The organism is Glaciecola petra, assembly GCF_031846345.1.
Classification (GTDB): Bacteria; Pseudomonadota; Gammaproteobacteria; order Enterobacterales; family Alteromonadaceae; genus Glaciecola; species Glaciecola petra.
Genome location: NZ_JAVRHX010000002.1, coordinates 309,936 through 332,851 on the forward strand (window position 1 = coordinate 309,936; position 22,916 = coordinate 332,851).

Here is a 22,916-nt window from a genome sequence, read left to right on the forward strand (position 1 = left end):
ATGCAATTTAGCTTACGGCTTTATACCTTAGTTTTTGTTGTATTAGCGCTTAGCCATGTTTTTGCTTCGCCACTTGCTCATGCAGATGAGGTCGATTTAAGAGTAACCGCGCCATTTATTAACGTGCACTCTGGACCTGCGTCTGAGTTTCCAATATTCCATGTTTTGTCTGAAGGTGAAGTATTTACAGTTAAAAAAGAACGAACAGGTTGGTACAAAGTTGAGACAAAAAAAGGAATTGAGGGCTGGATAAGAGCACAAGACCTAGCCCAAACACAGCTCGTGGATGGTACTGAAATTCAGGTCAATAATGGCTCTTTCGAAGACTACCTAGAACGTACTTGGGAAATTAGCGCACAAGGCGGCGTGATTGATAAAACAACAGCAATATCTGTTAGCGGTACCTGGGTTTGGACTAAAAATTTAGCGGTAGAGGCGACTTTTTCGCAAGCATTAGGAAATTTTGCCGACAACAAAGTGTGGTCGGTAAGAATGCGCCAAACATTCTTTCCTGATTGGCGCGTGAGTCCTTATTTAGCTTTAGGTACTGGCGAGATAAGAACAAAGCCACGTTCAAATCTTGTGCAAAGTGGCGATGAAGTACGCAAGAGTAGTCACTATGAAGTTGGTATCGGCGCACAGTATTATTTTGCCTCGCAAGTTGTTGTTCGTGCGGAATACCGAGGCTTATTGGCATTAACTGACCGAGATGAGCAAGAACGTCTTGATCAGTGGATGTTAGGCGTAAGCGTATTTTTTTAAAATTGAGTCTTTAAAGGACATACAATGCAAAATAACAGCGTTAAATTGATTAACGAAAAACCATTGTTGAAAGTACTTTCGTCAGATGCTTATTCATCGGCTTTTTTGTCGACGGCATTGTTTTCATTGTTTGCTGCACTGGCGGTCTGTTTGCTGTTTAGTTTTTCAGGATATGCTACGGCGAACACAAGTGCGTTTGCACAAGACAGCGATGATGTACAAATTGATCCGAATATTTCAAGACGTGACATAGACGAATTTGATATCGACTCTGAAAATATAGAAATTGGTGTTTATGCTGGCATTATCAGCATTGAGGATTTTTCTTCTGATATTACCGCAGGTGCACGCTTAACATATCACGTTAATGAGAACTTATTCATAGAAGCCAATTATGCACAAGCTACAGCCGGTGAAACTAGCTTTGAAATATTGTCAGGTGGTCTACCCTTTTTGACCGAAGAACAACGAGAATATATTTATTACGATTTGTCGGTAGCATACAACTTTAATGGCGAACTTTTTCTAACAGATTCACTGGTGTTTAATACTGATTTTTTCATCATTATTGGTGCAGGTGCAACTGATTTTGGTGGTGACGAAAGGTTTACGGCCAATGCTGGCGTGGGTTACCGCTTACTTGTTACAGATTATCTATCGGTACGATTTGATGTACGTGATTACGTCTTTAATAGCGATATCATTGGACCAGAAAAAAGTGTTCACAATGTCGTGTTCACGTTATCAACTAGTTTCTTCTTTTAGTCTGGAGCCAATAATGTTGCAACAAACCATAAAAACTAAACTGATTTATACCCTTACCGCCATGGTCACAATGTTCTTTTTGAGTGGCATTACTTTTGGTGCAAGTTATTTGTACGCTAGTGAGCAAGCGCCTGACTTTACTCTGAAAAGTAAAGAGAATGGCAATATTCGCTTATCTGAACAACGCGGCAATATTGTGCTGGTTAATTTTTGGGCAAGTTGGTGTGGTCCATGTCGAGCTGAGCTACCTGAGATGGAAGCTTTATACCAAGAATACCAAGATTTAGGTTTTGAAATATTAGCAGTCAATGTTGACGACGAAGAAAGTAAAGCCGACGTATTGCTAGATGATATTGAAGTCACCTTCCCTGTTTTATACGACACCGCAGGCGATGTTAGTAAGTTATACGATGTTAATGCTATGCCGACTACGGTGATAATTGATCGCGATGGGAACCAGCGTTTACTGCATTTAGGTTACCGTGCGGGTGATGAAAAAAAATATGAAGAAGCGCTTAAGATTTTGATGAGGGAGTAACAAGATGAATAGAAAAACGTATACAAAAATTGGGCTCATTTTGGCAGCTTTTACACTAGGCGGATGCAATTCGACTATCAGTGAAACGGGCGATAGCATCGCTAATTTCAAATTAGAACCTTGGGTCAAGCCATATGAACGCAGTAACTTAGCAGATCCTATAATGAGTATGGGCAGAAACCCTGTTGCTCTAGCATTTGCTAAACACGTTGCTGAATCTCGAGAGGGCGCACGTGGCGCAGACGGCGGTGCCGGCGGTGGATGTGGGTGTAATTAATGCATTGTAAACAGCGCGACTTAACACATAATTCTTTAATAAAGCTATTACCTTTTATTGGGATGTTGGCTAGCTTAATTTTTGCTAGTTTTTTAAGTTACGCAAGTGTACTTCCAGAAGACCGTTCAGACGTGATGTACCATGCTTACGAAGGCGATGGGGTTAGCATAGATGGACCATCAATTTTGCTACGCAAGCAAATTGGCAATCATGTATCTGTGTCGGCAAACTATTACGCTGACACGGTTTCAGGTGCTTCTATTGACGTTCGGGCTACGGCCTCTGAATATCAAGAAGAACGCAAAGAAACCACCATTGGCACAGACTTTTTACACGAAAAATCCTTGCTCAGTTTAAGTTATACAAATAGCACCGAAAACGACTTTGTTGCAAATTCAGTTTATGTGGGATTAAGTCAATCATTTTTTGGTGATTTAACTACGCTCACAATGTCTTATTCCAAAGGGTGGGATGAGGTGATGAAACGCGGCGACGAAAGCTTTTTTGAAGAAGCTGACAGGCAAAAGTTTGGCATTGGTGTGTCGCAAATTATGTCCAAGAGTTTGATTGTTGGTTTTAATGCTGAGCATGTATCAGACGAAGGCTATTTAAATAACCCATACCGCAGCATTCGCTATCGAGATGCTGATAGTGACCGTGGTTTTAGTTTTACAACAGAGCTTTATCCAAATACACGCTCGTCAACGGCTTATTCAATAAATGCCAATTATTATTTACCTTACCGCGCAGCATTATATGCAGATGCTCGGATGTACAGTGATTCTTGGGGAATAGAAGCGCGTAACGGACGAATTGGTTATTTACAGCCTTATAAGAATTTTTTGCTCGATGTTTTTGTGCGCTATTACTCACAAGAAGGTGCAGATTTTTATCGTGATTTATTTGACCGTCCAAATCAATTTAATTTCATGGCCAGAGATAAAGAAATGAGCACGTATAATGGGCTGACCGCAGGTGTTAGTTTGTCATATGAATGGAAGTTTTCTGAAACTGCTACCATCAAAAAAAGTAGTTTTCACGTTGAGGTCGATTATATGAAATTTGACTACGACAATTTTAGAGATGTTACTGCCGATGCACCTATTGGTGAAGAACCTCTTTTTGGATTTAATGCAAGTGCGTTAAAAATATACGCCTCAATATGGTACTAATTATGCGCAGTCTATTTACTTTATTTTCAGTTTTATTTTTTTTAGGTGCTTTGTTAGTGCAAAACACTTTGCAAGCTCAAAGCTTGACGGAGCAGCTCGAGCAGGGCTTAGAGTTAAGCCCAAAACCCCAAACTAATGATGCAGTATCTCAATCTTCACAGGCACTAAAACCCCTAAATGATACTGCTAGTTCATCTCAAAATTTGAGCGAGCAAATTGAAACACTAAAACAAGCCATGATTAATCTTAATCGGGATTTATTCATTCTAGAAGAAGACCTGCTATTTCCTTCATCTACACAGGTAGCGGTTTATTTATCTATGGATGTAGGTGAGTACTTTGGCTTGGATGCGGTTGAAATACGCATCAATGGCGAAGTTAAAACATATTATTTGTATACCAACAGACAAGTTAATGCCTTGTATCGTGGTGGCGTTCAACGTTTGTATGTGGGTAACGTTGGACAGGGTGACCATGAACTAACCGCATATTTTGTTGGGATTGGCCCACAAAATCGAGAGTACAAAAGAGCCGTAAGTATCGAATTTGATAAAGATGAAGACCCAGTTGCTATTGAGCTGAGTGTGGTTGATTCCACAGCCAAACAACAGCCTACTTTTAGTGCGACTAAACTATAATTGTTCAAAAGGACACTGAGCTTGCTTCTGTCTAATATTTTTCATTGTATTGCTAAACGACATAGAGTTTTATCTACGTCGCGGACGTGCTTTGCAAATATACCAAGTAGTAAGTGTCTATTAGCCTTAGCTTTGATATTTGGTAGTGTCCAAGCGCCGTTTGCAAAAGATGAATTAGCGACTAATTTACTTCCCACACACAAAGCCGAATTTGGCGAACTAGTGTACTTATACTTTCAAAAAGACTATCAACAAGTGCTGCAACTTACCGAAGTAGGGCTAAAACAGCATGGCTTTACGGGTATTGACAAAGCCGATACCGATCGACTCAATTTGATGCAAGGTGCTTCTCAGCTTCAACTTGGATTATATGCTAAAAGCCAAGAAAAATTTGCCTCTTTACTAAGCCAAACGACGTCTGATTATGTGCAAGCAAAAACGTGGTTTTTTATGGCTAAAGCAGGTTTTAATAATAAACAAACGTATTTAAGCGAACAGGCTTATGCGGCTATTGCAAAAGACGATTTGAGAGATTATTTAAGTAATGAGCAATGGTTTGAGCTGCTCTATTTAACGGCTCATACTCGCATGCAAAACCAACAAGACTGGCAGAGCCTATTTGACAAAATTCCCAAGCAGAGTATTTTTGCGGCCTACTTGCTTGCCAATCATGCCACTATGCTTTTTAACCAGGGCGCCTATGAAGAGTCAAGTAATACCTTTATGCGGGCTAAGCAGGCACTCATTGCTCATCAAAATAGCGGTTTTTATATCGTAGAAGTGGCCACAGATGTCTACGACTCGATTACCTGGGCGATTACTCCTTGGCGCTGGTTCGACGAAAATGCAATTGCTCAGCAGGCCACGTTGGAAAGAGAAGAGCAGCAGCTAAGAACTGAGCAAGACGCATTGTTTGATCGCATAAATATTGGGCTGGGGCAAAGTTTATTGCAACAAGCCGATTTGGGTAATGCCATTGCAGTGATACGTAATATTGCTAGTGAAGGCGCCGAAGCGGATCAAGCTTTACTTGCTTATGGATGGGCGAACGCTAGAGAAAACCGTTGGCAAGAAGCCATGTCTGCTTGGCAATATATGCAAGAAAATACCTTGGGTTTATCTTCGTTACAAGCCAGCTATGGTTTGGCCTATGCTTACGGTCAACAAGATAATCTTGGGCGCGCATTTTTTGCTCTACAAACGACCACTGAACAAATAGATAATACCACTAATGCCTTAGAAATTTTTTCTAGTGAAGTTAATGAAGCAACTTTTTTTGATCAATACAACGAAAGGTGGCCTGCAGAACTTGCCGATTTGAAGCTCGATTTTTTTGCTCTTTCAGGTGACTTCGATGCCAAATATTTGCTAGACGTTCGGCAACAATCTATCGAAATTTTAAAGGATATTGAAGATAAAAAGTTACGCTTGAAGCAACTCGAACAAATGCTTGATGAGCGCACGCAGTCTTTCCAGGCTCGACAACAAGAACTGTCCTTAGATCAAGCACAGGCACAATTAGATCAGGCTCAACAAAATATTGATGCTCTGCATGCATTATTGGCAGTGAGTGACGATTTTGAATCTCAGTTAATGTTAAGTAAAAGAATGGCAAGTAATGACAGTCGAGCCCACATAGAAAGACTCGACAATGCTATTGCCCGACACACTCGTTTAAAAACCGATCCAGCGCAAAAACGTCCGGTAAGGCCTCGTTATCAAACTCGCCTAGATCGCCTTGAGGGTATCTTGATATGGCAACTAATGGACAATATTGTTGCTCAAAAATGGGAACATCAAAAGCTGTTGAAAGAAGCTGAAAATGCAATGGAGATTGCGAAGGCGCAGTATCAAAATTTGCAAGCAAAAAGCCAAGCACAAGATGCCTTTAGCGCCGAACGGCAACAATTTAAAGATATGAATGAAGCCCTAAATTTGCAAAGTCAATATGCTACAGACTTATATACCAACACAACCAAGCGCTTGTCGAGCAATCTACTCGCGCTGATAGAAGAGCGTCAATCACAATTACAACAACAAGTTGTGAATACACGCCTCGCTATGTTGCGCATTCAAGATTTGACTGAGCAGGGGGCACGATAATGAAAATAATCAGCCTCATTTGCATTATATTTATTTTATCGGCTTGTGCAGTACCCAGTATCAATCTGTTCAGCGACGATACTGACGGCCTCATCAGAGATGAAAATGGCAATATTGTTAACGAATTAAGCAAAGCTGAAAAAGCGAGACGTGATGCGCTTGTCGCAGGTAAAAGTTCTCGACCTAGTTTGGCTAGTCTCGATTTGCAACCGGCACGCATCGACGAAGTGGATATTCCAGAGTTGAGCTTAGTGGCAAAACGAGACCAATACGAAGCCTTACTTCCACTTATTAACGACCCAATACAAAAACAACAAGTTGCTTTTCGATTAGCAGATATCAAAATGTTGATTGCTGAACAGCAATTGGAACAAGGCATTGGCCTTGAGGATAGTGCAAGTGAAGCACTTGCCAATGTAAACACAGCACAAGATTCTCTCCAAGATTTAGGCAGTGTTGGCGGTGTGTTTGCAGATGCAATTAGTGATTACAAACTAGTATTAGAACAACACAGTATTATCGCGCCAACTTTAGGTCTTGCACTTACGCCTGAGCAACAGGCCTTAAATCGCAAGCAAATGGACGCAATGTACCAATTGACCAGAGCACTCGATTTGTCGGCGCAGCCAGATGAAAGTGTAAAAGTGGCGAAGCAATTCCTGACAACCTTCAACATTGAACAGTTTAACGTAACACCTTATCACTTAGAGTTGTATTTCCGAATTGGTGAATACTATTTTAATCGCCAACGTTTTAGCGAAGCGGTTGGCTACTATAGCCAAGTTGTCAGTTATGGCAATGCGGGTGCTCAATATCAAACTAATTTCTATGCAATATCGGCTTATATGCTTGGTTGGAGCCACTTTAAACTTGACGATTATGCAAACGCGATGGAAGGTTTTGCGACAATGCTCGATGCTAGTATTTCACAAATAAATCGTATCGACAGTATGAAGCTAGACGACCTCCCAATTACCAAAGGCGAACTTCGCTTAGTAAAAGATAGCATTAGAGTAATGGCATTGACCTTTTCTTATCAGGGTAACGCTGAAGCAATACAAGACTTTTTTACAGGATTTGGTAATCGAGAATACGAACAACTCATTTATAATGAACTCGCTCAACAGCATTTAGACAATGATCGCTTCCAAGACAGCGCAGATGTGTTGGTGGCCTTTGCAAACGAATATCCAGTGCATCCGCGAGCGGTCGAATTCTATATTCGTCATATTGATGCATTTGTACTCGGTGATTTTCCGGCCCGAGTGTTATTAGCAAAAGACAGTTTTGTACAAACTTATTCATTAGGCAATTATGGCAAAGGTGTGGTCCAAAGTTTAGATACACCTATTGGCAGAGATGCTGCTCCCTACTTGCGTGAATATATAAAACAATTGGCGCAAACTGAACACAGTATCGCCCAAGGTATCGATGCCATTCTTGCGGCACGAGCAAATACGAGCAGTGATCAACGAGCACCAAATAGTGGTTTTGTGGGTGAGCAAATCGATCAGGAACAAAGCGTAGGTTGGAAATTGGCCGATGCCCAAGATTTGCAAGAATTAAGTAATCAAGCGTATAGCAAAGCAAAAGACTATTATGAAAACTTTATTGCAACTTTTTCCCCAGATCCTGAAGTAGCTGAACTACGCTTTTATTTGGGCGAAGCGCATTTTGCGCTTGCCGAATATATCCAAGCGATAGAAGTGTTTGAAACTTACGCTTATTTCGATTCGCCTAATCCAAAAGCAGTTGAAGCAGCATATGCAGCTTTACTCGCTTACGAAAATTTACCCGCTATGACCCCCAAAGAGATGGAAATGGCAACGGCGTCGACGATTAAATATCAGGTTCCTTTGTTCCCGCAGCAACTCAGCCAAGCTAGATTTATTGAAACATTTGGCGAAGATGAACGAGCACCGGTAGTAGCATTAACCTTAATGCAGGATTTGTTTAAGCAAACAAATTATATACCGGCCCAAAAATGGGCAAAATGGTTGTTAGATGCTGCGTCAGATACTGGTTTTGCAAGTATTAGTACCGAAACGGTAACATCAGCCATGCTTGTCATGGCACATAGTCATTTTGCGATGGAAGGTTTTGCCGCAGCTGAACAAGCTTATCGAGAGTTGTTAGTGAGATTGCCCGATACTGATGAACGAAAAGTAGGTTTGAGTGACCGTTTAGCGGCTAGTTTGTATAAACAAGCTGAGAACTTATTGGTAACAGCTGGTTTAGATACAGCAACCTTGCAAACAAGAAATATTACTTCTAAAGCGCAACTAACTGATTTACAAATCGCGACACTAGAACAAGGCGTAGAATTACTGCAAAAGGTAGTTACCGATACGCCACTTAGTGAATTTAGACTAGCGGCTCATTACGACAGCGCAGTTTATTATAGCTTGCTAGAAAACTGGCCTCTAGCTATTGCCGGTTTTATTGATTTTAGAAGCCGTTATCCTGAGCACCCGCTATCGCAAGGTATTGAAGACCAGCTCTACTATGCTTACGAACAAACCCAAGATTGGCCAAAAGCGGCGGCTATCTTAATGACAAAATACAATCAAGCACCAAACACTGAAACAGGCCGACTCGCGTTATACCGCGCCGCTGAATATTATGAAAAAGCAGGCGATAGGAGCGAGTCACTTGATAAATTTAGAGCCTACGCCCACAAATATCCCCGGCCACTTGCCGATGCCAATGAAGCACGCTTTACCTTAAGTGAGTTTTACCTAGAAAGTGGTGAAGACAGTAAGCGTCGATTTTGGCTAAATAAATTGGTGCAAGCTCAAGAACAAGTCATGAATAGTGAGCCTGCGCTTAGTAGCCCACGTTCAGTTTACTTGGCATCAATGGCTGCGATGGTTTTTGCAAACGATGCCGATAATGCCTTTACCAAAATAAAGCTCTCTCAACCCTTAGCGCAAAGTTTGCAACGTAAACAAAGCGCGCTAAAAAAGGCGATACAAGAATACGACCGTGTCATGGCTTTTGGCAGCAAAGAATATGTTACTGCGGCAAATTATAAATTGGCTAATTTATATTTGACCTTAGCCGACGATTTAATGAATTCTGACCGCCCTGCAGACCTATCAGCCCTTGAGTTGAGCCAATATGAAATTTTGCTTGAAGAGCAAGCTTACCCATTTGAAGAAACAGCTATTGATTTGCACGAAAATAATATCACGCGTATTCAGAGTGGTTTATATGATGATTGGATAAAACAAAGTTTTGGTGTGTTGAAAAATGTTATGCCAGGACGCTACAACAAACCAGAAATATTGGCAGAGGTAAGTTATGAAGACTTTTAGTCATGCTGTGTTAAATCTAACTAAACTAGCAGGGATAGCGATTATTGTAGCGGCCTTGGGTGCCTGTTCTCAGCTACCTTCGCTATCAAAGGTGCCCGAAACAAGTAAAGAAACTTCTCCTGAAAAAAGCTCACAAGATTCAGTCGATGTATCTGCGTCATCGCCTATGGCCGAACCCCAACCCCTTACAGAAGAGCAGCAAGTGGCTAATGCCATTAACAGCAAGCCAGATTTGTTTTTAGCAAATAAGAAAATACTAGCGCCAGACATTAAACAAAGCATGCGCCCAATTTTAGACGCTTATCAAGCAGGTGATTATGCCTTGGCTGAACAACAAATGGAGCAAATTCTAAATAATGAGCTTAATGTCACTAGCCATGTTTTAGTGCTGGCAGGTGATATTAGTCGAGCGCTTTCCTTACAAGAGGCATCAAGTGGTATACCTGCCAACACACTCATTTCAGCTAGTGAACAAAAACTTAATACTGCTAAAAATCACTATCGCCGGGCATTATCAATTAATCAGCACAATGCAAAAGCCGCAAATCGACTAGCTAAGCTGTTACGTGAAGAAGGCGACTTTGAGCAGGCCCATGCACTTTATTCACAAGCTATTGTTAGCCAGCCGTCACATGCATACAGTTATCGTAACCGTGCCGTATTGAATGACTTATATTTAAATCGTAAAGCCGATGCTTTAAGCGACTATCAGACATACGCCGCTTTGTTAAAACATAAAGAGTCGATGCAAGCCAGCGAAAACGCCCAATTTGTATTAACAGAAGCGCAAAATAAAGCTTTAAAGAAAGATCTAAAAATGGTCGGACGATGGCTAGCCGATGTGCAGCGACAAGTAAATGCGTTGGCCCGAAATAAAAGCGAGAATAGTAATGGTAGCTAACATCAATATTGCAGAGAGCAAGGCTTTGTTATTAATAAAAATACTTATTTTAGGTATAAGCCTCAGCTGTTTTAACGATGGGTATGCACAAGATACGCAAGAGGCGCCAGAGCCGCAAACACCGAATGAGCAAGCAAATGACACGCAAACTCAGCAGGTGAGAAACAATTCAAATCAGCAACCCATTCTACGTTTAGAAGACACCATTAGAGGCAATAAAGAGCAGCCGCAAGTACTAACAATAGTGCCCTGGCAGCTTCCAGTGCATCAGCGTATTAACGAAAACGAAGAATGGCAATTACAAGTAAATAAACTTCCTTCCATTGAGCGAAATGCTTTTTTACGCAGACTCGCTGTCGTCAATGAAATGAAAGGGGTCCAACAAGCGCAAATAGCAAAAACTGCGCAAACGGATATTCCCGAAAAATAAAATACGAGCTTTAGGTATATTTTTTAGCCAAGTTTAATTAATTGGCATACATAACGATGCTAGTGGCTGATGTAGAGTAGTTACACGTCGTTAGCGTATCAATCATTGAACGACATTATTAACATCAAGACTGACAACATGCGGAGAATCAGTATATGGATACTGTGATTAGATTTTTTCAAGAAGGTGGCTCTTTCATGCTTCCAATTGCCATTGTTTTAGCGATTGGTTTGGCGATAACCCTTGAGCGATACATTTTCTTGTTTGTAGCTACGGCAACAAATAAAAGAGCGTTTAAACAAATAGAACCTTTGTTAGCAAAACAAATGTTTGACCAAATTATCAATATCACAGAAAAGAGCAAGGCGCCGATTGCCCGAGTGCTTGGGGCAGGAATTAGTCGAATCAGTGTGAGTCCTCGTAGAGAAGATGTTGAATACGCTATGGAAGAGGGCTTGATGGAAACAGTGCCACGTCTTGAAAAACGCACTCAATATTTGGGAACACTTGCGAACATTGCCACTTTGCTTGGATTGTTAGGAACCATTATTGGTTTGATAGCCGCGTTCAGTGCGGTCGCAAATGCAGACCCATCTGAAAAAGCGAGCCTTTTGTCGCAAAGTATTTCAGTCGCGATGAATACCACAGCATTCGGTTTGATTGCCGCAATTCCTTTGTTGTTGTTTCACTCATTATTGCAAACAAAAACCACTGAAGTCATAGACAGCATGGAAATGGCAGGCGTTAAGTGTTTAAACACCTTAATAGCCAAACAAAATCTAGATTCTAAAACACGTTTATCTGATTAATACGAATAACCAGAGGCCAGTGCTATGTTAGGCAGAAGCCGTAAAGGCAAGAAAAAAGAAGACGCCGAACTGGATATCACATCGTTTATGAATTTAATGATTGTGTTGGTACCAGTGCTCTTGATGATGATGGTGTTTTCTAGAATTACCGTGGTAGAGCTGAATTTGCCAACGCTTTCAAATGTGCCAGCTGGTGAATCACTAGATCAACAGATACTCGAAGTTGAAGTGAGTGATAGAGGTTTGGACATATTTTTTCCGCAGGGCTATTTAGTCAAAAATATTCCAATGATACCGGCGCCAATTGATGAAGATGAAAGCGCAACAAGTGGCGAAGGTCTTGGCTCTGAAGTCGTGCATGATTACGACAGCCTCCAGCAAAACCTAATTAGTATTAAACAAACCTTATTAGCCAACGGCACAGAAAAAAGAGACATCATTTTACTATTGCAAGAAGATACTGATTATCAAACTATAGTGAGCCTGATAGATAAAACACGTTCCTACAAGGACGTTGTTGTAACTTCTGTTGTAGACGCTGAACTTTTCCCTGATGTGTCTTTAAGCGATGCGCCAAAGCGTGTTAGCAGTAACTCTAACAAAAGTAAGAGCGCTGTTGGAGGGCAACAATGAAGCAGTCTTTACGCGCAAAACGAATGCAGCGAAGTCATAGCCGTAACTCAGGTCGTTCTAAGCTGAGCTTAGTTTCATTGATGGATATTTTCACCATTTTGGTATTTTTCTTGATGCTGAATGCATCAGACGTACAAGTATTGCAAGTGAACGATGCTGTTAAGTTACCAGAGTCAACGGCCAGTGCACCGGCTAAAGAAACACTTTTGCTAATGATCACCCAAAACCAAGTGCTATTGCAGGGGAAATTGATCGTCAATACTCAAGACTTGATTGACCAACAGCAAAATACCATTGCGTCGTTGTTAGAAGAGCTTGATTATCATACAGCGCGAAAAGGCGACTTGACGGAAGAAGCAAAAATGAGCCAAGCGATTACTGTGATGGGTGACAGTAGTATTCCATATATCGTGTTAAAAAGGATCATGCAGTCTTGTGCTCAGGCGGGTTATACCAGTATTGCTTTAGCCGTAGAAAATAGCACCGATAATGGTTCTGCGTTGACGTCACCAAACACCGCTCCTGTGCAAAGTGGGGGGCGTTAATATGAGCACTGCAAACTTATATTTTAACTCTCAATTACCATGGTCTAGTAGCAAGACCGAAAACGGTATATTTTTCAAAATCAGCATAGTTGTGCTCTTGATAACCTTGCTTTTTGCGGCTTATGTAATGATTACTGAATTACCTGAAGTACCGCGCGCAGAGCAAGAAAAATTACCGCCACAACTTGCCCAAATTATACAAGCAAAAGAACCACCGCCACCACCGCCGCAAGTTGAGCCAGAACCTGAACCTGAGCCTGAACCCGAGCCAGAAGAAGCTATCGAGCCAGAAGAAGTGCCAGAAGAACTTCCGCCTGAGCCTGTAGTGGAGCCAGAGCCGGTGGTACAAGAGCCTGAAGTAGTTGAGTTGACTGAGCAAGAGAAAGTTGTCCAGGCCCGCGAAACCGCCAAGAGCAAAGGTGTATTAGCATTTGCCGACACCCTAGCAAGCATGCGTGAGCAGCCCGATATTAGTAATTTAGCCGACACCAATTTGACAGAAGGCGGTGGCCAAGCTGAACAAACGCAGCGTGATATTATTGGTGCACCATCACTAAACACAAGTGGAGGCATACAAACCGGAAATCTAAGCTCCGATGTGGGCGCTGCGGGTGAGCTTGAAGGACGGCGCAACACAGAATTTGTTGCCGCGAGCCAAGGTGAAGCAGCCCTCGCAACTAAGCGTGTTGAAGAACAACAGCAAGTCATTGGTAGTCGTGATTTAGACCAAATTAGACAAACCCTCGATGCCAATAAAGGTTCGGTGTATTCGCTCTATCGCAGAGCCTTGCGTGAAGACCCAAGCATTGAAGGTAAGTTAACGGTTCGTTTAATTATTGAACCAGATGGCAGTTTGGCAAGTGTTGAGCTTATTGATAGCGAGCTCGATGCCGAAGAACTAGTGCAAAAGCTAATTGCCCGCATAGGCTTAATTAATTTTGGTACCGCAAATGTGACTCGTACCGAGCTAGAGTACGCCTACAACTTCCTGCCTTTCTAAACTCAGTAGCATAGAAGCGCAGGAAGCTTTAATCAGAATTGATACTTTCCTCCCAAAAAACAAAGTGGCAATAGCTCGCATAAACGTAGATAAAAATTAACCTTTGTGCGCATACTTGTTACAATTGTGTCATTAGAATTTTTAAAAGGGCACGTTAATATTCGCCGTGCCCACATTAAGGTTAATCAATGAAGAATGCCCTAATATTTATTTTAGTAGCTACCTTGTATGCGTGTTCTGAAGCGCCAAAAGATGCTGCAGAACAGACAGAAAATACACTAACGCAAGCAGAAACAGAATTATCGCAAGTGGCACCCGTTCCTTGGCAAGAAGGAAAGCATTATGAAGTACTTGATCAAGAAGCGACTGAAAATCCTGAGGTAAAAGAGTTTTTTTCGTTTTATTGTCCACACTGCTTCAGTTTTGAACCTTTTGTACAAGAAATGAAACGTCGCTTTGGTGACAGTATTCCGGTAGATAAAGTACATGTTGATTTTATGGGTTTTACCAATAGAGAGATCCAGCAACAAGTCAGTGTTGCGATGCTCGTAGCAAGGAATATGGGTATACAAGAGCAAATTAACCAAGCGATATTCAATCACATTCACATGGAACAAAAAGCGCTTGATACCCCTGCGCAACTTAGCCAATTATTGGCAGCCAATGGAATTTCGGCAGACGCATTTGACAGTGCAGTAACTGAGAGTGAAATGGTCGGGTTGATCGAAGAGCACTCACAAAAATTTGCAACTTATAGACCTGATCTTTCAAGCGTACCCACCTTTGTGGTTAACGGTAAATATAAAGTGTTGTTCGGTGCAAATTTAAATGCTGATGAGTTGTTGAGTTTAATTGAATGGCTCGCTAAGCAATCATAATGACGCACTGAGCTCGACTTGGGTATTTATTTCACTAGTTGCAGAATATCTTAGCTTTCTGTAATTAGCATCGCTAATCGAACAATGGGCAAGTAGTTTATATGAATGGAATAGTTACTTTTTTACGCAATGCCTTGGGCTGTGTCATTGTGTTTTTTGACTTAATTACGCGCGGTCGAAAGTTAAAAAGAAGTGCTCAAGCTCAGCAAAAGGTAGAAAGTCAACTTGCGTCACTGGCCTTATATCAGTTTTTTGCCTGTCCTTTTTGCATAAAAACTCGTCGCAAAATGTATAAACTTAACTTACCAATCGTAAAGCGAAGCATATCGAAGGACTCACCATATCGAGATGATTTGTTGCAAAACGGGGGTAAAATCCAAGCACCGTGCTTAAGAATAGAAAACCAAGGCGAAGTTACTTGGTTGTATGAGTCTAAGGCTATTATCAGCTATTTAGAACAACGTTTTGCGTAAGGTTCTAGGGTTCAGGGTCAACGGGGTCAGAGACCTTGAAACCTAATTTTCGAATGTTTATTTGGCTATTTGCATTCTGAGGTTGGAAGTAACGATTTAAATGGAAACGGACCAACGTCCGTTTTGTGCAAAAGATGGTAGATTAAGCCAAGCTTTTGAGTATTTTCTTTTAAAATGACTGACAAAAAACATCCAAAAGCAGATATAGCTATACCTCAAATTTATAAACATCCTAGGTCATTCCCACGAAAGTGGGAACCTCTAAAACAGCTTAATAAATATAAGAAAAGCCACTTTCAAAAAAGCTCAAATACGTTGTTTTTTATAAACCACGCCTTGATTGCGGGAGGTTCCCGCTTTCGCGGGAATGACGAGTGGGATGTATCTAATAAATAGTGCACAATCCGTCCGGAAACTGCCTCATAGCAGACCACCGACTGCGCCGTGGTGACAGGCAGGAAACAGGCTCTAAGGAGCCGTTTGCCAACCTATTTTCCAACCCGTGCTAGGTTCATTCAGATAAGTCAGAAAAAGCAATTTCCAACCTCAGAATGCAAATAGCCGTTTATTTTAAAAATGATTGTTATAGCGTTTATTTTAAAAATGATTGTTATAGCGTTTATAGAGAATATTGACGCGGCGTAGATACTCTCGCGTTTCGTTAAAGGGTGGTACCCCATCATGGCGCTTGACCGCATTTTCGCCTGCGTTATAAGCAGCAATTACGCGCTGTTTGTCTTGATTGAACTCTTTCATTAACCAAGCCAAGTATTCAACACCACCGTTTATGTTCTGTTGTGGATCATGAGGGTCACTAACACCAAATCGCTTTTGAGTTGCCGGCATGAGTTGCATTAAACCTTGTGCGCCCGCCCTTGATAAGGCAGCGGGTTCAAACCAAGACTCAGCGTGCATAATTGCTCTTATGAGGGCCTTGTCGACACCAAACACCTTAGCGGCGGCATTAACTTCTGTGGCATACATCTTTGGCTTTAGCGGCGTTATACTCCAATTCACCCCTGTCCGACAAGTGCCAAAGCAACCATGATTTTTCACATGGTAGCGAGTCATATCTGGCTTTTTATTGGTTAGCACCGTTATGCCATTTTCATCCGTGTAAGTATAAACTTGAGCCATTGTCGTAAAGCTACTCAACATCAAGAATATATTTAATAACAATACAACGAAAACTGTAGGCAAGATTCTTCCTTATAACATGTAATCTATATATCAGCAGCCAATGGATTACTCATATATCGATGATTTAAGGGTTTTACTTTAGTTTGTTGTCCACTGCCATGAAAAAGAAGATGATTTGAGGGCTATTGGCTATAAAGAAAACAAGCTAGGTTTTTGATTACGGGAGACCATGGTAGATTAAACAACAAGACGGGATTCATTTTTTCAAAATAAAATGATGAAGTTAAAATAAAAAACGTACTATTAGGTTTTTGTGTTTGTTTTATGGCGAGGGCAAAAGATAAACAACACTTGCGAAACATAGTACAAAGGAGCAAAGCCAATGTCAGTTCAAATTAAATGTCCTAGATTCATGCAAGTCGGCAAAAATGCACACCAACAAGTATGCAATATTATGATTGACATGGGCTGTAAAAAGCCGCTGATTATTACTGATAAAACAATGGTCGAATTAGGTTATGTTAATCAAATAAAGCAACAATTCAACAACGATTTTAAACCTTTAGCAGTATTTGATGAAACTATTCCAGAACCTACTGAAACATCAATTAAAGCGGCTGTTGAACTGGTAAAGCAAGGTCAATTTGATTGTTTAATTGCAATTGGTGGTGGCAGCCCAATTGACAGCGCTAAAGCTATTTCAGTTCTTTCTGTATTTGGTGGCGAAATGCAAGACTACAAGTTCCCTCATATCCAAAAACAATCTGGTTTACCAATTATTGCCATTCCAACAACTGCAGGGACTGGTTCTGAAGTCACAAAATTTACTATTATTACTGATCAAGATACTGACGAAAAAATGCTCTGTGCTGGACCAGCTTACGTGCCAGCCGCTGCGATAATTGATTACACACTTACTCTAAGCTTGCCTCCTCGTACTACTGCTGATACTGGTATTGATGCCTTAACCCATGCCATAGAAGCTTATGTCAGCAAAAAAGCGAACCCCTTTAGTGATAGTCAGGCACTTGCCGCGATGAAGCAACTGGCACCGAATTTGCGCACCGTTTTTACCCATGGCGACAATGAAGCAGCCCGCGAGGCAATGATGCTGGGCTCCTGTTTAGCTGGGCTTGCTTTCTCAAGCGCGTCGGTGGCCCTTGTTCATGGGATGAGTCGCCCAATTGGTGCTTTATTCCATGTGCCGCACGGCTTATCTAACGCGATGCTATTGCCTAGCGTTACTGAATTTTCAGTTTCAGCTGCTCCAAAACGATATGCAGAATGTGCCAGAGCAATGGGTCTCGCTACAACAGAAACCCCTGATGAAACGGCAATAAAATTGCTCTTGTCTGAGCTTAAGGCCTTGAATCACGATTTACATGTGCCGACACCAGAACAATACGGAATTGACAGGGCTAGTTTTTTTGAAAAATGTACTATTATGGCTGAGCAAGCTATTGAATCAGGCTCTCCTGGCAATAATCCAAGAATCGCTAGCGTCGAACAAATGGTAGCTATTTATCGAAGACTATGGGAATAACAAGCCAATAATCCAAGGTTTCTGACCCCTTGATTTGCTTAAACCAATAAAAATTTAGTGTCAGAGAATTTTACAATATCATTTGTAATGTTAATTGTGACTTCTTAACTTGCTGTTTTAATTAGTTAAATTATATGGCACATAATCTGCTTATAATATTCTCACCTGTATAAGACTCGCAGAGTCAATCACTTTAGTTTGATAGGATAATCTAGTATGAAAAAGCCACATTTTCTTTGTAGTATAGTTGTCGTCGCTTCGCTAGCGCTAAGTTCTGCCGCACAAGCGGCTCACATTGATGTTTCAGGACTTATTCACCTGTGGAATGGCAATGGTAATGCAGATGACTCTATTGGAAGCGCGGATGGTTCGCTAGGAGTTTCTACCCAGTTTAGTCCAGGTGTTAACGGTCAAGCGTTTGATTTTGATGGTTCGCAAGATTCAAACATAACACTACCCGTTGATATTAGCCCTTCGTCTTTGCCACAAATGACAATGGGTATGTACATTAATGTTCGAAGTATCCTCAATGATAGGGGATGGGTTATTGGTCACGACAATGGTGGCTACGACCGTTCTTTGATTATAAGCGATACGCGCTTTGGTCAAGGATTAGCAGCAGGTGTTGGTTCTACTTATACCTCGAGCTTATTTGACTTGGGTGATAACTTAGACAAGTGGTTTGGGATAGCCGTTTCATACGACCAACTTGCTTCTACTGCCACAGTTTATATCAACGATCTTGAAGGTAATAGTTTTACTCAAACAGTAAACACAACACTTGGCAACGGTCAGCCTAATGCCTCTGTTGGCGGCTTGAATGCGTTTGCTGGTCATGGCGTTGATGCGCTGGTTGACGACGTATTCATTTACAATAGAGCGTTAAGTCAAAGTGAATTAGATATCGTTTTCACACCAGTGCCTTCTGTTCTGGCATTGTTCGGCCTAGCTTTTGCTGCGCTGATTAGATTAAGAAGCGTTAACGCTGTCTCATAACAGGCCAATAATCACCAACAAAAGTTTATATACCTGCTAATTACTTTGTTGTCTGTTATTTTGATATAAATGAAACAAGGCTGAGCATTGATTGCTTAGCCTTTTTTGTATTAGGATCTAACGCATGCTTAAGCGCCAAAAGCAAAGCGCAACTATGACTATATTGATACAATTACTTAACATTAAGGAGGTTATCAATGCAAGAAAGGCGAGGCAGTTGTCATTGTAAGCAGGTAACATTTATAGTACACGCTGATGACAACCCAGAATGTGAAAATTGTAATTGCAGTGTGTGCAAAAAATCAGGCTTTCTTCATTTAATCGTGCCCAAAACGCAATTCCACTTATTGAGCGGTGAAGACAAGCTAAAAGAATACAACTTTGGTACTGGCGTCGCTCGTCATTATTTTTGCGAGAATTGCGGTATCAAACCGTTTTATATTCCAAGGTCAAATCCCCACGGCATTGACGTTAATATTAACTGCTTAGATGAACCACTTTCAAACGTTCATATTGTTGAATTTGACGGACAAAATTGGGAAGAAAATGCGCATAAATTGAGCCACAAAGCTTAGTTAAGTTAATCTAATCCGTTTAACGGATGCTATATTTTCTTCGACATTTCTAGTTGTTCGTTTCCTATTTGTCTTGCTCATAATCCATTACATCGTATTAACCTTTCTTTAACGAAGACCATGTGGAACAATCCAAAATGACCAAAAGTAACCAGAAACGAGAAAAAAAATGATAAATCGCACACATTTATTCTTGCGTATCTTACTACTAAGCTTCACGGGAGCATTTATTGTATCCTGTGGCGGTGACGTAGGTGAGACGAAGGACCCCGTTGAGACTGAAGCGTTTTTTCCAGCCCCTACTGAAGAGTGGGCGTTAGTATGGAGTGACGAGTTTGATGGTGACGCCCTTAACACTAGTAATTGGAATTACGACTTAGGCGATGGTTCTGATCGTGGGTTGGAGCGTTGGGGTAACAACGAACAACAATACTACACTGATCAAAACACAACTGTTTCAGACGGCACGCTTAAAATTACCGCTCGTGCAGAATCAGTCGCTGAAGGTTTCCCGTACACTTCAGCAAGGATCACCACACTAAACAAGCTCGATATCAAGTATGGTCGTGTAGAAGCATCAATAAAGACGACAACTGGTCAAGGCCTGTGGGGTGCGTTTTGGATGTTGTCTAGTGATTCTCCTTATGGAGAAGACGGATGGGCAGCGACTGGTGAAATAGACATCATGGAATCTGCTAACCCAGGCGTAGCGGATACTGAGTTTCTTGGTTCAACCATTTTCCACGGTTTCCCTTGGCCACTGCAGCAGAGCCTGTCTACACAAATGCCTACTGAGATCGATGCTTCTGAGTTCAACGAATATGCGGTTGAGTGGGAACAAAACGAAATCCGTTTTTTCGTAAACGATGTTCATTTTAGAACCATCACCTCAGATAGTTATTATTCGTACTACTATGACGAGAACGCGCAGCAGTATCAACTTGCAGTTGATGGCGCACCGTTTGACACTGAGTTCCATCTAATTCTCAACATGGCAGTTGGTGGCAATTTAACAGGCAACTTGGTTGAAGATTCTAGCTTGCCAGGTGAATTAGAGGTGGACTATGTCCGCGTTTATCAATGTTCATATGACAGACCAGACGGGAAAGGCTGTAATTCAAATGTTAACCCTGATTTAGAAACACCTGACCTGATTCGTCCTGGAACTGAATCGTTTGACATTTATATTGACGAAGCAGCAACCTATACATGGACAATCGTTGGTGAAACTTACGTTCGTCCATTAGCCTTGAATTCTTTCTTTGATAATGGAGGCGCATTAAGTTTTGCGGAAGTTGCTGCAGATGATCGTGGTAACGTGATTGAAGTTACAACTACTGGTGGCGGTAATATTTCAATCAACCCGACTGATGGCGACCCAATTGAACTGTTCGGCATGGGCAATAACCCAAGTTTCCGTGAGCTACACGCTGGTGAATTACGTTTCGACATATATGTGCGAAGTGCTGATGCGGGTAGTGAATTCCTTGTGAAAATGGACAGTGGTTTTCCTGCGCTTGGTCAAGTAGCTCTCGCTACAGACAACTTACCAAGAGATACATGGACGACAGTAAGCGTTAAGGTAAACGATTTACTTGCCTTCCGCGGTGATAATTTCAATCCGCTAGACACTGATAATATTCAGAGTATTTTTGTGTTCGAACCCACTGGTGCAGCGGACGTGTTAATTGATAATATAACCTTATCTTGTGGTAGCCCAGGCACTTGCGGTATTGTTCCTCCGGTACCACCAAGACCACCTATTGAAGGTCCATTCTCGATGGCTGGTATTTGGCAAATGGCACCCGAAGCCGGCTCATTGGGTGTTGGTCCAGTAGAAGGTGATATCACTTGGTTTGCGATTGATGATCAAGGCGTTTCTGACCGCGATTGTTTCTTCGACGATACCTATGTATTCAACGAAGACGGCTCATTCGAAAATGTGTTAGGCGATGATACTTGGATTGAACAATGGCAAAGTGGTAATGCTGAAGCGTGTGGCGTGCCTGTTTCACCTCACGATGGTTTAGCTCCAGGCACTTGGAGTTATGATGCAGACGCAGGTGAATTAGTTATTGACGGGTTTGGTTCTTATGTTGGTATCCCTAAAGCCGTAAATGCGGGCGAGTTACCTAACGTACCTACTCCGCCAAACGTAACCTACAGAATTCAAGAAGTCGGCAACGACAGAATGATCGTGACTATCGAATCTGGTGCTGGGGTATGGTGGCAGTCAACTCTAGTTAAGCTTGAAAGCTTCGGCGACCCTGGTGTTGTGCCAGAGCGTACCTTTGCCGGAACATGGCAAGTTGAACCACTAGCAGGATCGTTAGGTGTTGGCCCTGCACGCGGCGATATTTCGTGGTGGTCAATTGATGACGCAGGTGTTACAACTAGAGCATGTTTCTACGATGACGAATATACCTTCGACCGCGATGGTACATTCGATAACGTCTTAGGTGATGATACTTGGCTAGAAGCTTGGCAAGGCGTAACTGGTGAAGAATGTGGTGCGCCAGTTGCTCCGCACGATGGTGCAGGTGATTACACATGGACTTACACTGAAGCAACTGATGATGAAGGTTCGTTAGTGATAGATGGTCTAGGCGGCTACATGGGTATACCAAAAGTCATTAACGGCGCTGAATTACCAAACGCATCTGTTCCACCTAATGTCACCTATGAAGTGATTTGGGAAAACGACAATACAGTAATCTTAGATATTGAAGTAGCTGACGGTGGCTGGTGGAGATTCAGAATGGTGAAAACTGTTCAACCACCTCCTCTAGAGGGTGGCGGCGGTGATGCGTCTCCTGTAGTGGGTACTTGGAATGTAGCTTCTGAAGTCGCATCGCTAGGTGTAGGCCCAGCAAGAGGTGATGTTGGTTGGTGGTCTATCGATGAAGCTGGTTTAACAGCAAGAGCTTGTTTCTTTGATGATGACTATATCTTTATGGCAGACGGTACGTTCGATAACGAGTTGGGCGCTGACACATGGCTAGAAACATGGCAAGGTGTTGCTGAAGATTCATGTGGTGCTCCAGTCGCTCCGCATGATGGCGCAAGCGAATATACCTGGGACCTTGATATGGAAAATGGAATACTTACCATAAACGGTCTGGGTGGTTTCCTTGGCATAGCCAAAGCAGTTAATGATGGTGAATTAGGTAATCCTGACAATCCTGGTACTGCAACTGGCTCTACTGTCTACATGGTTGAGTTCTCTGACAATGACACTAGAATGGTAGTCGACATTGAGTCAGGAACCAACGTTTGGTGGCGCTTTGTAATGGAAAAGCAATAAGTCCTTAGCCAACAAAAGAAGTAAAAAAAGGTGCTGTTCTTAGAACAGCACCTTTTTCTTTGTAGCGTTTAAAAAAGGGTCAGTGTTAATTAGTTACTAATTGACACTGACCCTTTT

21 protein-coding genes are annotated in these 22,916 nt (G+C 41.8%); 20 read left to right on the plus strand and 1 reads right to left on the minus strand.

Annotation, left to right across the window (positions count from 1 at the left end; genetic code table 11):
- The 16 genes from RM552_RS09220 (at position 1) to RM552_RS09295 (ending at position 15,241) form a co-directional block, all read left to right on the plus strand.
- On the plus strand, positions 1-762 hold the full coding sequence (locus RM552_RS09220; protein ID WP_311368537.1) for an SH3 domain-containing protein: 762 nt from the start codon (positions 1-3) through the stop codon (positions 760-762).
- Positions 763-786: 24 nt separating this feature from the next.
- A complete protein-coding gene (locus tag RM552_RS09225; protein WP_311368538.1) occupies positions 787-1,527 on the plus strand; it encodes an outer membrane beta-barrel domain-containing protein in 741 nt (246 codons plus the stop codon).
- 13 nt (positions 1,528-1,540) lie between these two features.
- Positions 1,541-2,065, plus strand: a complete 525-nt coding sequence (locus tag RM552_RS09230) for a peroxiredoxin family protein (protein ID WP_311368539.1) — start codon at positions 1,541-1,543, stop codon at positions 2,063-2,065.
- Between the two features lie 4 nt (positions 2,066-2,069).
- Complete coding sequence (locus RM552_RS09235) at positions 2,070-2,342, plus strand: DUF4266 domain-containing protein (RefSeq protein ID WP_311368540.1); 273 nt, start codon at positions 2,070-2,072, stop codon at positions 2,340-2,342.
- Positions 2,342-3,514: a DUF3570 domain-containing protein gene (locus RM552_RS09240; RefSeq protein ID WP_311368541.1), complete on the plus strand. Its 1,173-nt coding sequence runs from the start codon at positions 2,342-2,344 to the stop codon at positions 3,512-3,514. Before RM552_RS09235 ends, RM552_RS09240 begins: the two co-directional genes overlap by 1 nt.
- 2 nt (positions 3,515-3,516) lie before the next feature.
- Entirely contained in the window at positions 3,517-4,152 is a 636-nt protein-coding gene (locus tag RM552_RS09245; protein WP_311368542.1) for a hypothetical protein, read from the plus strand.
- A gap of 21 nt (positions 4,153-4,173) precedes the next feature.
- Positions 4,174-6,255 carry a hypothetical protein gene (locus tag RM552_RS09250; protein ID WP_311368543.1) on the plus strand — a complete coding sequence of 694 codons (2,082 nt, stop codon included), beginning with the start codon at positions 4,174-4,176 and terminating at the stop codon, positions 6,253-6,255.
- The gene (locus RM552_RS09255) at positions 6,255-9,572 is read left to right on the plus strand and encodes a tetratricopeptide repeat protein (RefSeq protein WP_311368544.1); all 3,318 of its coding nucleotides are present in this window, start codon (positions 6,255-6,257) and stop codon (positions 9,570-9,572) included. Before RM552_RS09250 ends, RM552_RS09255 begins: the two co-directional genes overlap by 1 nt.
- A complete protein-coding gene (locus RM552_RS09260) occupies positions 9,559-10,473 on the plus strand; it encodes a tetratricopeptide repeat protein (protein ID WP_311368545.1) in 915 nt (304 codons plus the stop codon). The genes RM552_RS09255 and RM552_RS09260 overlap by 14 nt, the downstream gene beginning before the upstream one ends.
- Entirely contained in the window at positions 10,463-10,903 is a 441-nt protein-coding gene (locus tag RM552_RS09265; RefSeq protein ID WP_311368546.1) for a hypothetical protein, read from the plus strand. Before RM552_RS09260 ends, RM552_RS09265 begins: the two co-directional genes overlap by 11 nt.
- Positions 10,904-11,058: 155 nt before the next feature.
- Complete coding sequence (locus RM552_RS09270; protein ID WP_311368547.1) at positions 11,059-11,712, plus strand: MotA/TolQ/ExbB proton channel family protein; 654 nt, start codon at positions 11,059-11,061, stop codon at positions 11,710-11,712.
- A 24-nt stretch (positions 11,713-11,736) separates the two neighbouring features.
- Positions 11,737-12,345: an ExbD/TolR family protein gene (locus tag RM552_RS09275; RefSeq protein WP_311368548.1), complete on the plus strand. Its 609-nt coding sequence runs from the start codon at positions 11,737-11,739 to the stop codon at positions 12,343-12,345.
- Complete coding sequence (locus RM552_RS09280) at positions 12,342-12,890, plus strand: ExbD/TolR family protein (protein ID WP_311368549.1); 549 nt, start codon at positions 12,342-12,344, stop codon at positions 12,888-12,890. The genes RM552_RS09275 and RM552_RS09280 overlap by 4 nt, the downstream gene beginning before the upstream one ends.
- 1 nt (position 12,891) lies before the next feature.
- Positions 12,892-13,890 carry an AgmX/PglI C-terminal domain-containing protein gene (locus RM552_RS09285; protein ID WP_311368550.1) on the plus strand — a complete coding sequence of 333 codons (999 nt, stop codon included), beginning with the start codon at positions 12,892-12,894 and terminating at the stop codon, positions 13,888-13,890.
- 188 nt (positions 13,891-14,078) lie between these two features.
- Positions 14,079-14,768, plus strand: coding sequence for a thiol:disulfide interchange protein DsbA/DsbL (locus tag RM552_RS09290; protein WP_311368551.1), 690 nt, complete (start codon positions 14,079-14,081; stop codon positions 14,766-14,768).
- Between the two features lie 101 nt (positions 14,769-14,869).
- Entirely contained in the window at positions 14,870-15,241 is a 372-nt protein-coding gene (locus RM552_RS09295; RefSeq protein ID WP_311368552.1) for a glutathione S-transferase N-terminal domain-containing protein, read from the plus strand.
- Between the two features lie 597 nt (positions 15,242-15,838).
- On the opposite strand, the gene RM552_RS09300 is transcribed toward RM552_RS09295, so the two are convergent.
- Complete coding sequence (locus RM552_RS09300; RefSeq protein ID WP_311368553.1) at positions 15,839-16,441, minus strand: lytic transglycosylase domain-containing protein; 603 nt, start codon at positions 16,439-16,441, stop codon at positions 15,839-15,841.
- A 322-nt stretch (positions 16,442-16,763) separates the two neighbouring features.
- Between RM552_RS09300 and RM552_RS09305 the strand changes: the two genes are divergently transcribed.
- From RM552_RS09305 to RM552_RS09320, 4 genes are all read left to right on the plus strand, one after another.
- On the plus strand, positions 16,764-17,924 hold the full coding sequence (locus RM552_RS09305) for an iron-containing alcohol dehydrogenase (RefSeq protein WP_311368554.1): 1,161 nt from the start codon (positions 16,764-16,766) through the stop codon (positions 17,922-17,924).
- Positions 17,925-18,140: 216 nt separating this feature from the next.
- Positions 18,141-18,920 (plus strand): LamG-like jellyroll fold domain-containing protein, encoded by a 780-nt coding sequence (locus RM552_RS09310; RefSeq protein ID WP_311368555.1) that lies wholly within the window; start codon positions 18,141-18,143, stop codon positions 18,918-18,920.
- A gap of 197 nt (positions 18,921-19,117) precedes the next feature.
- Positions 19,118-19,495, plus strand: coding sequence for a GFA family protein (locus RM552_RS09315; protein WP_311368556.1), 378 nt, complete (start codon positions 19,118-19,120; stop codon positions 19,493-19,495).
- Positions 19,496-19,664: 169 nt separating this feature from the next.
- Positions 19,665-22,799 carry a glycoside hydrolase family 16 protein gene (locus RM552_RS09320; protein WP_311368557.1) on the plus strand — a complete coding sequence of 1,045 codons (3,135 nt, stop codon included), beginning with the start codon at positions 19,665-19,667 and terminating at the stop codon, positions 22,797-22,799.
- Positions 22,800-22,916: the final 117 nt, after the last annotated feature.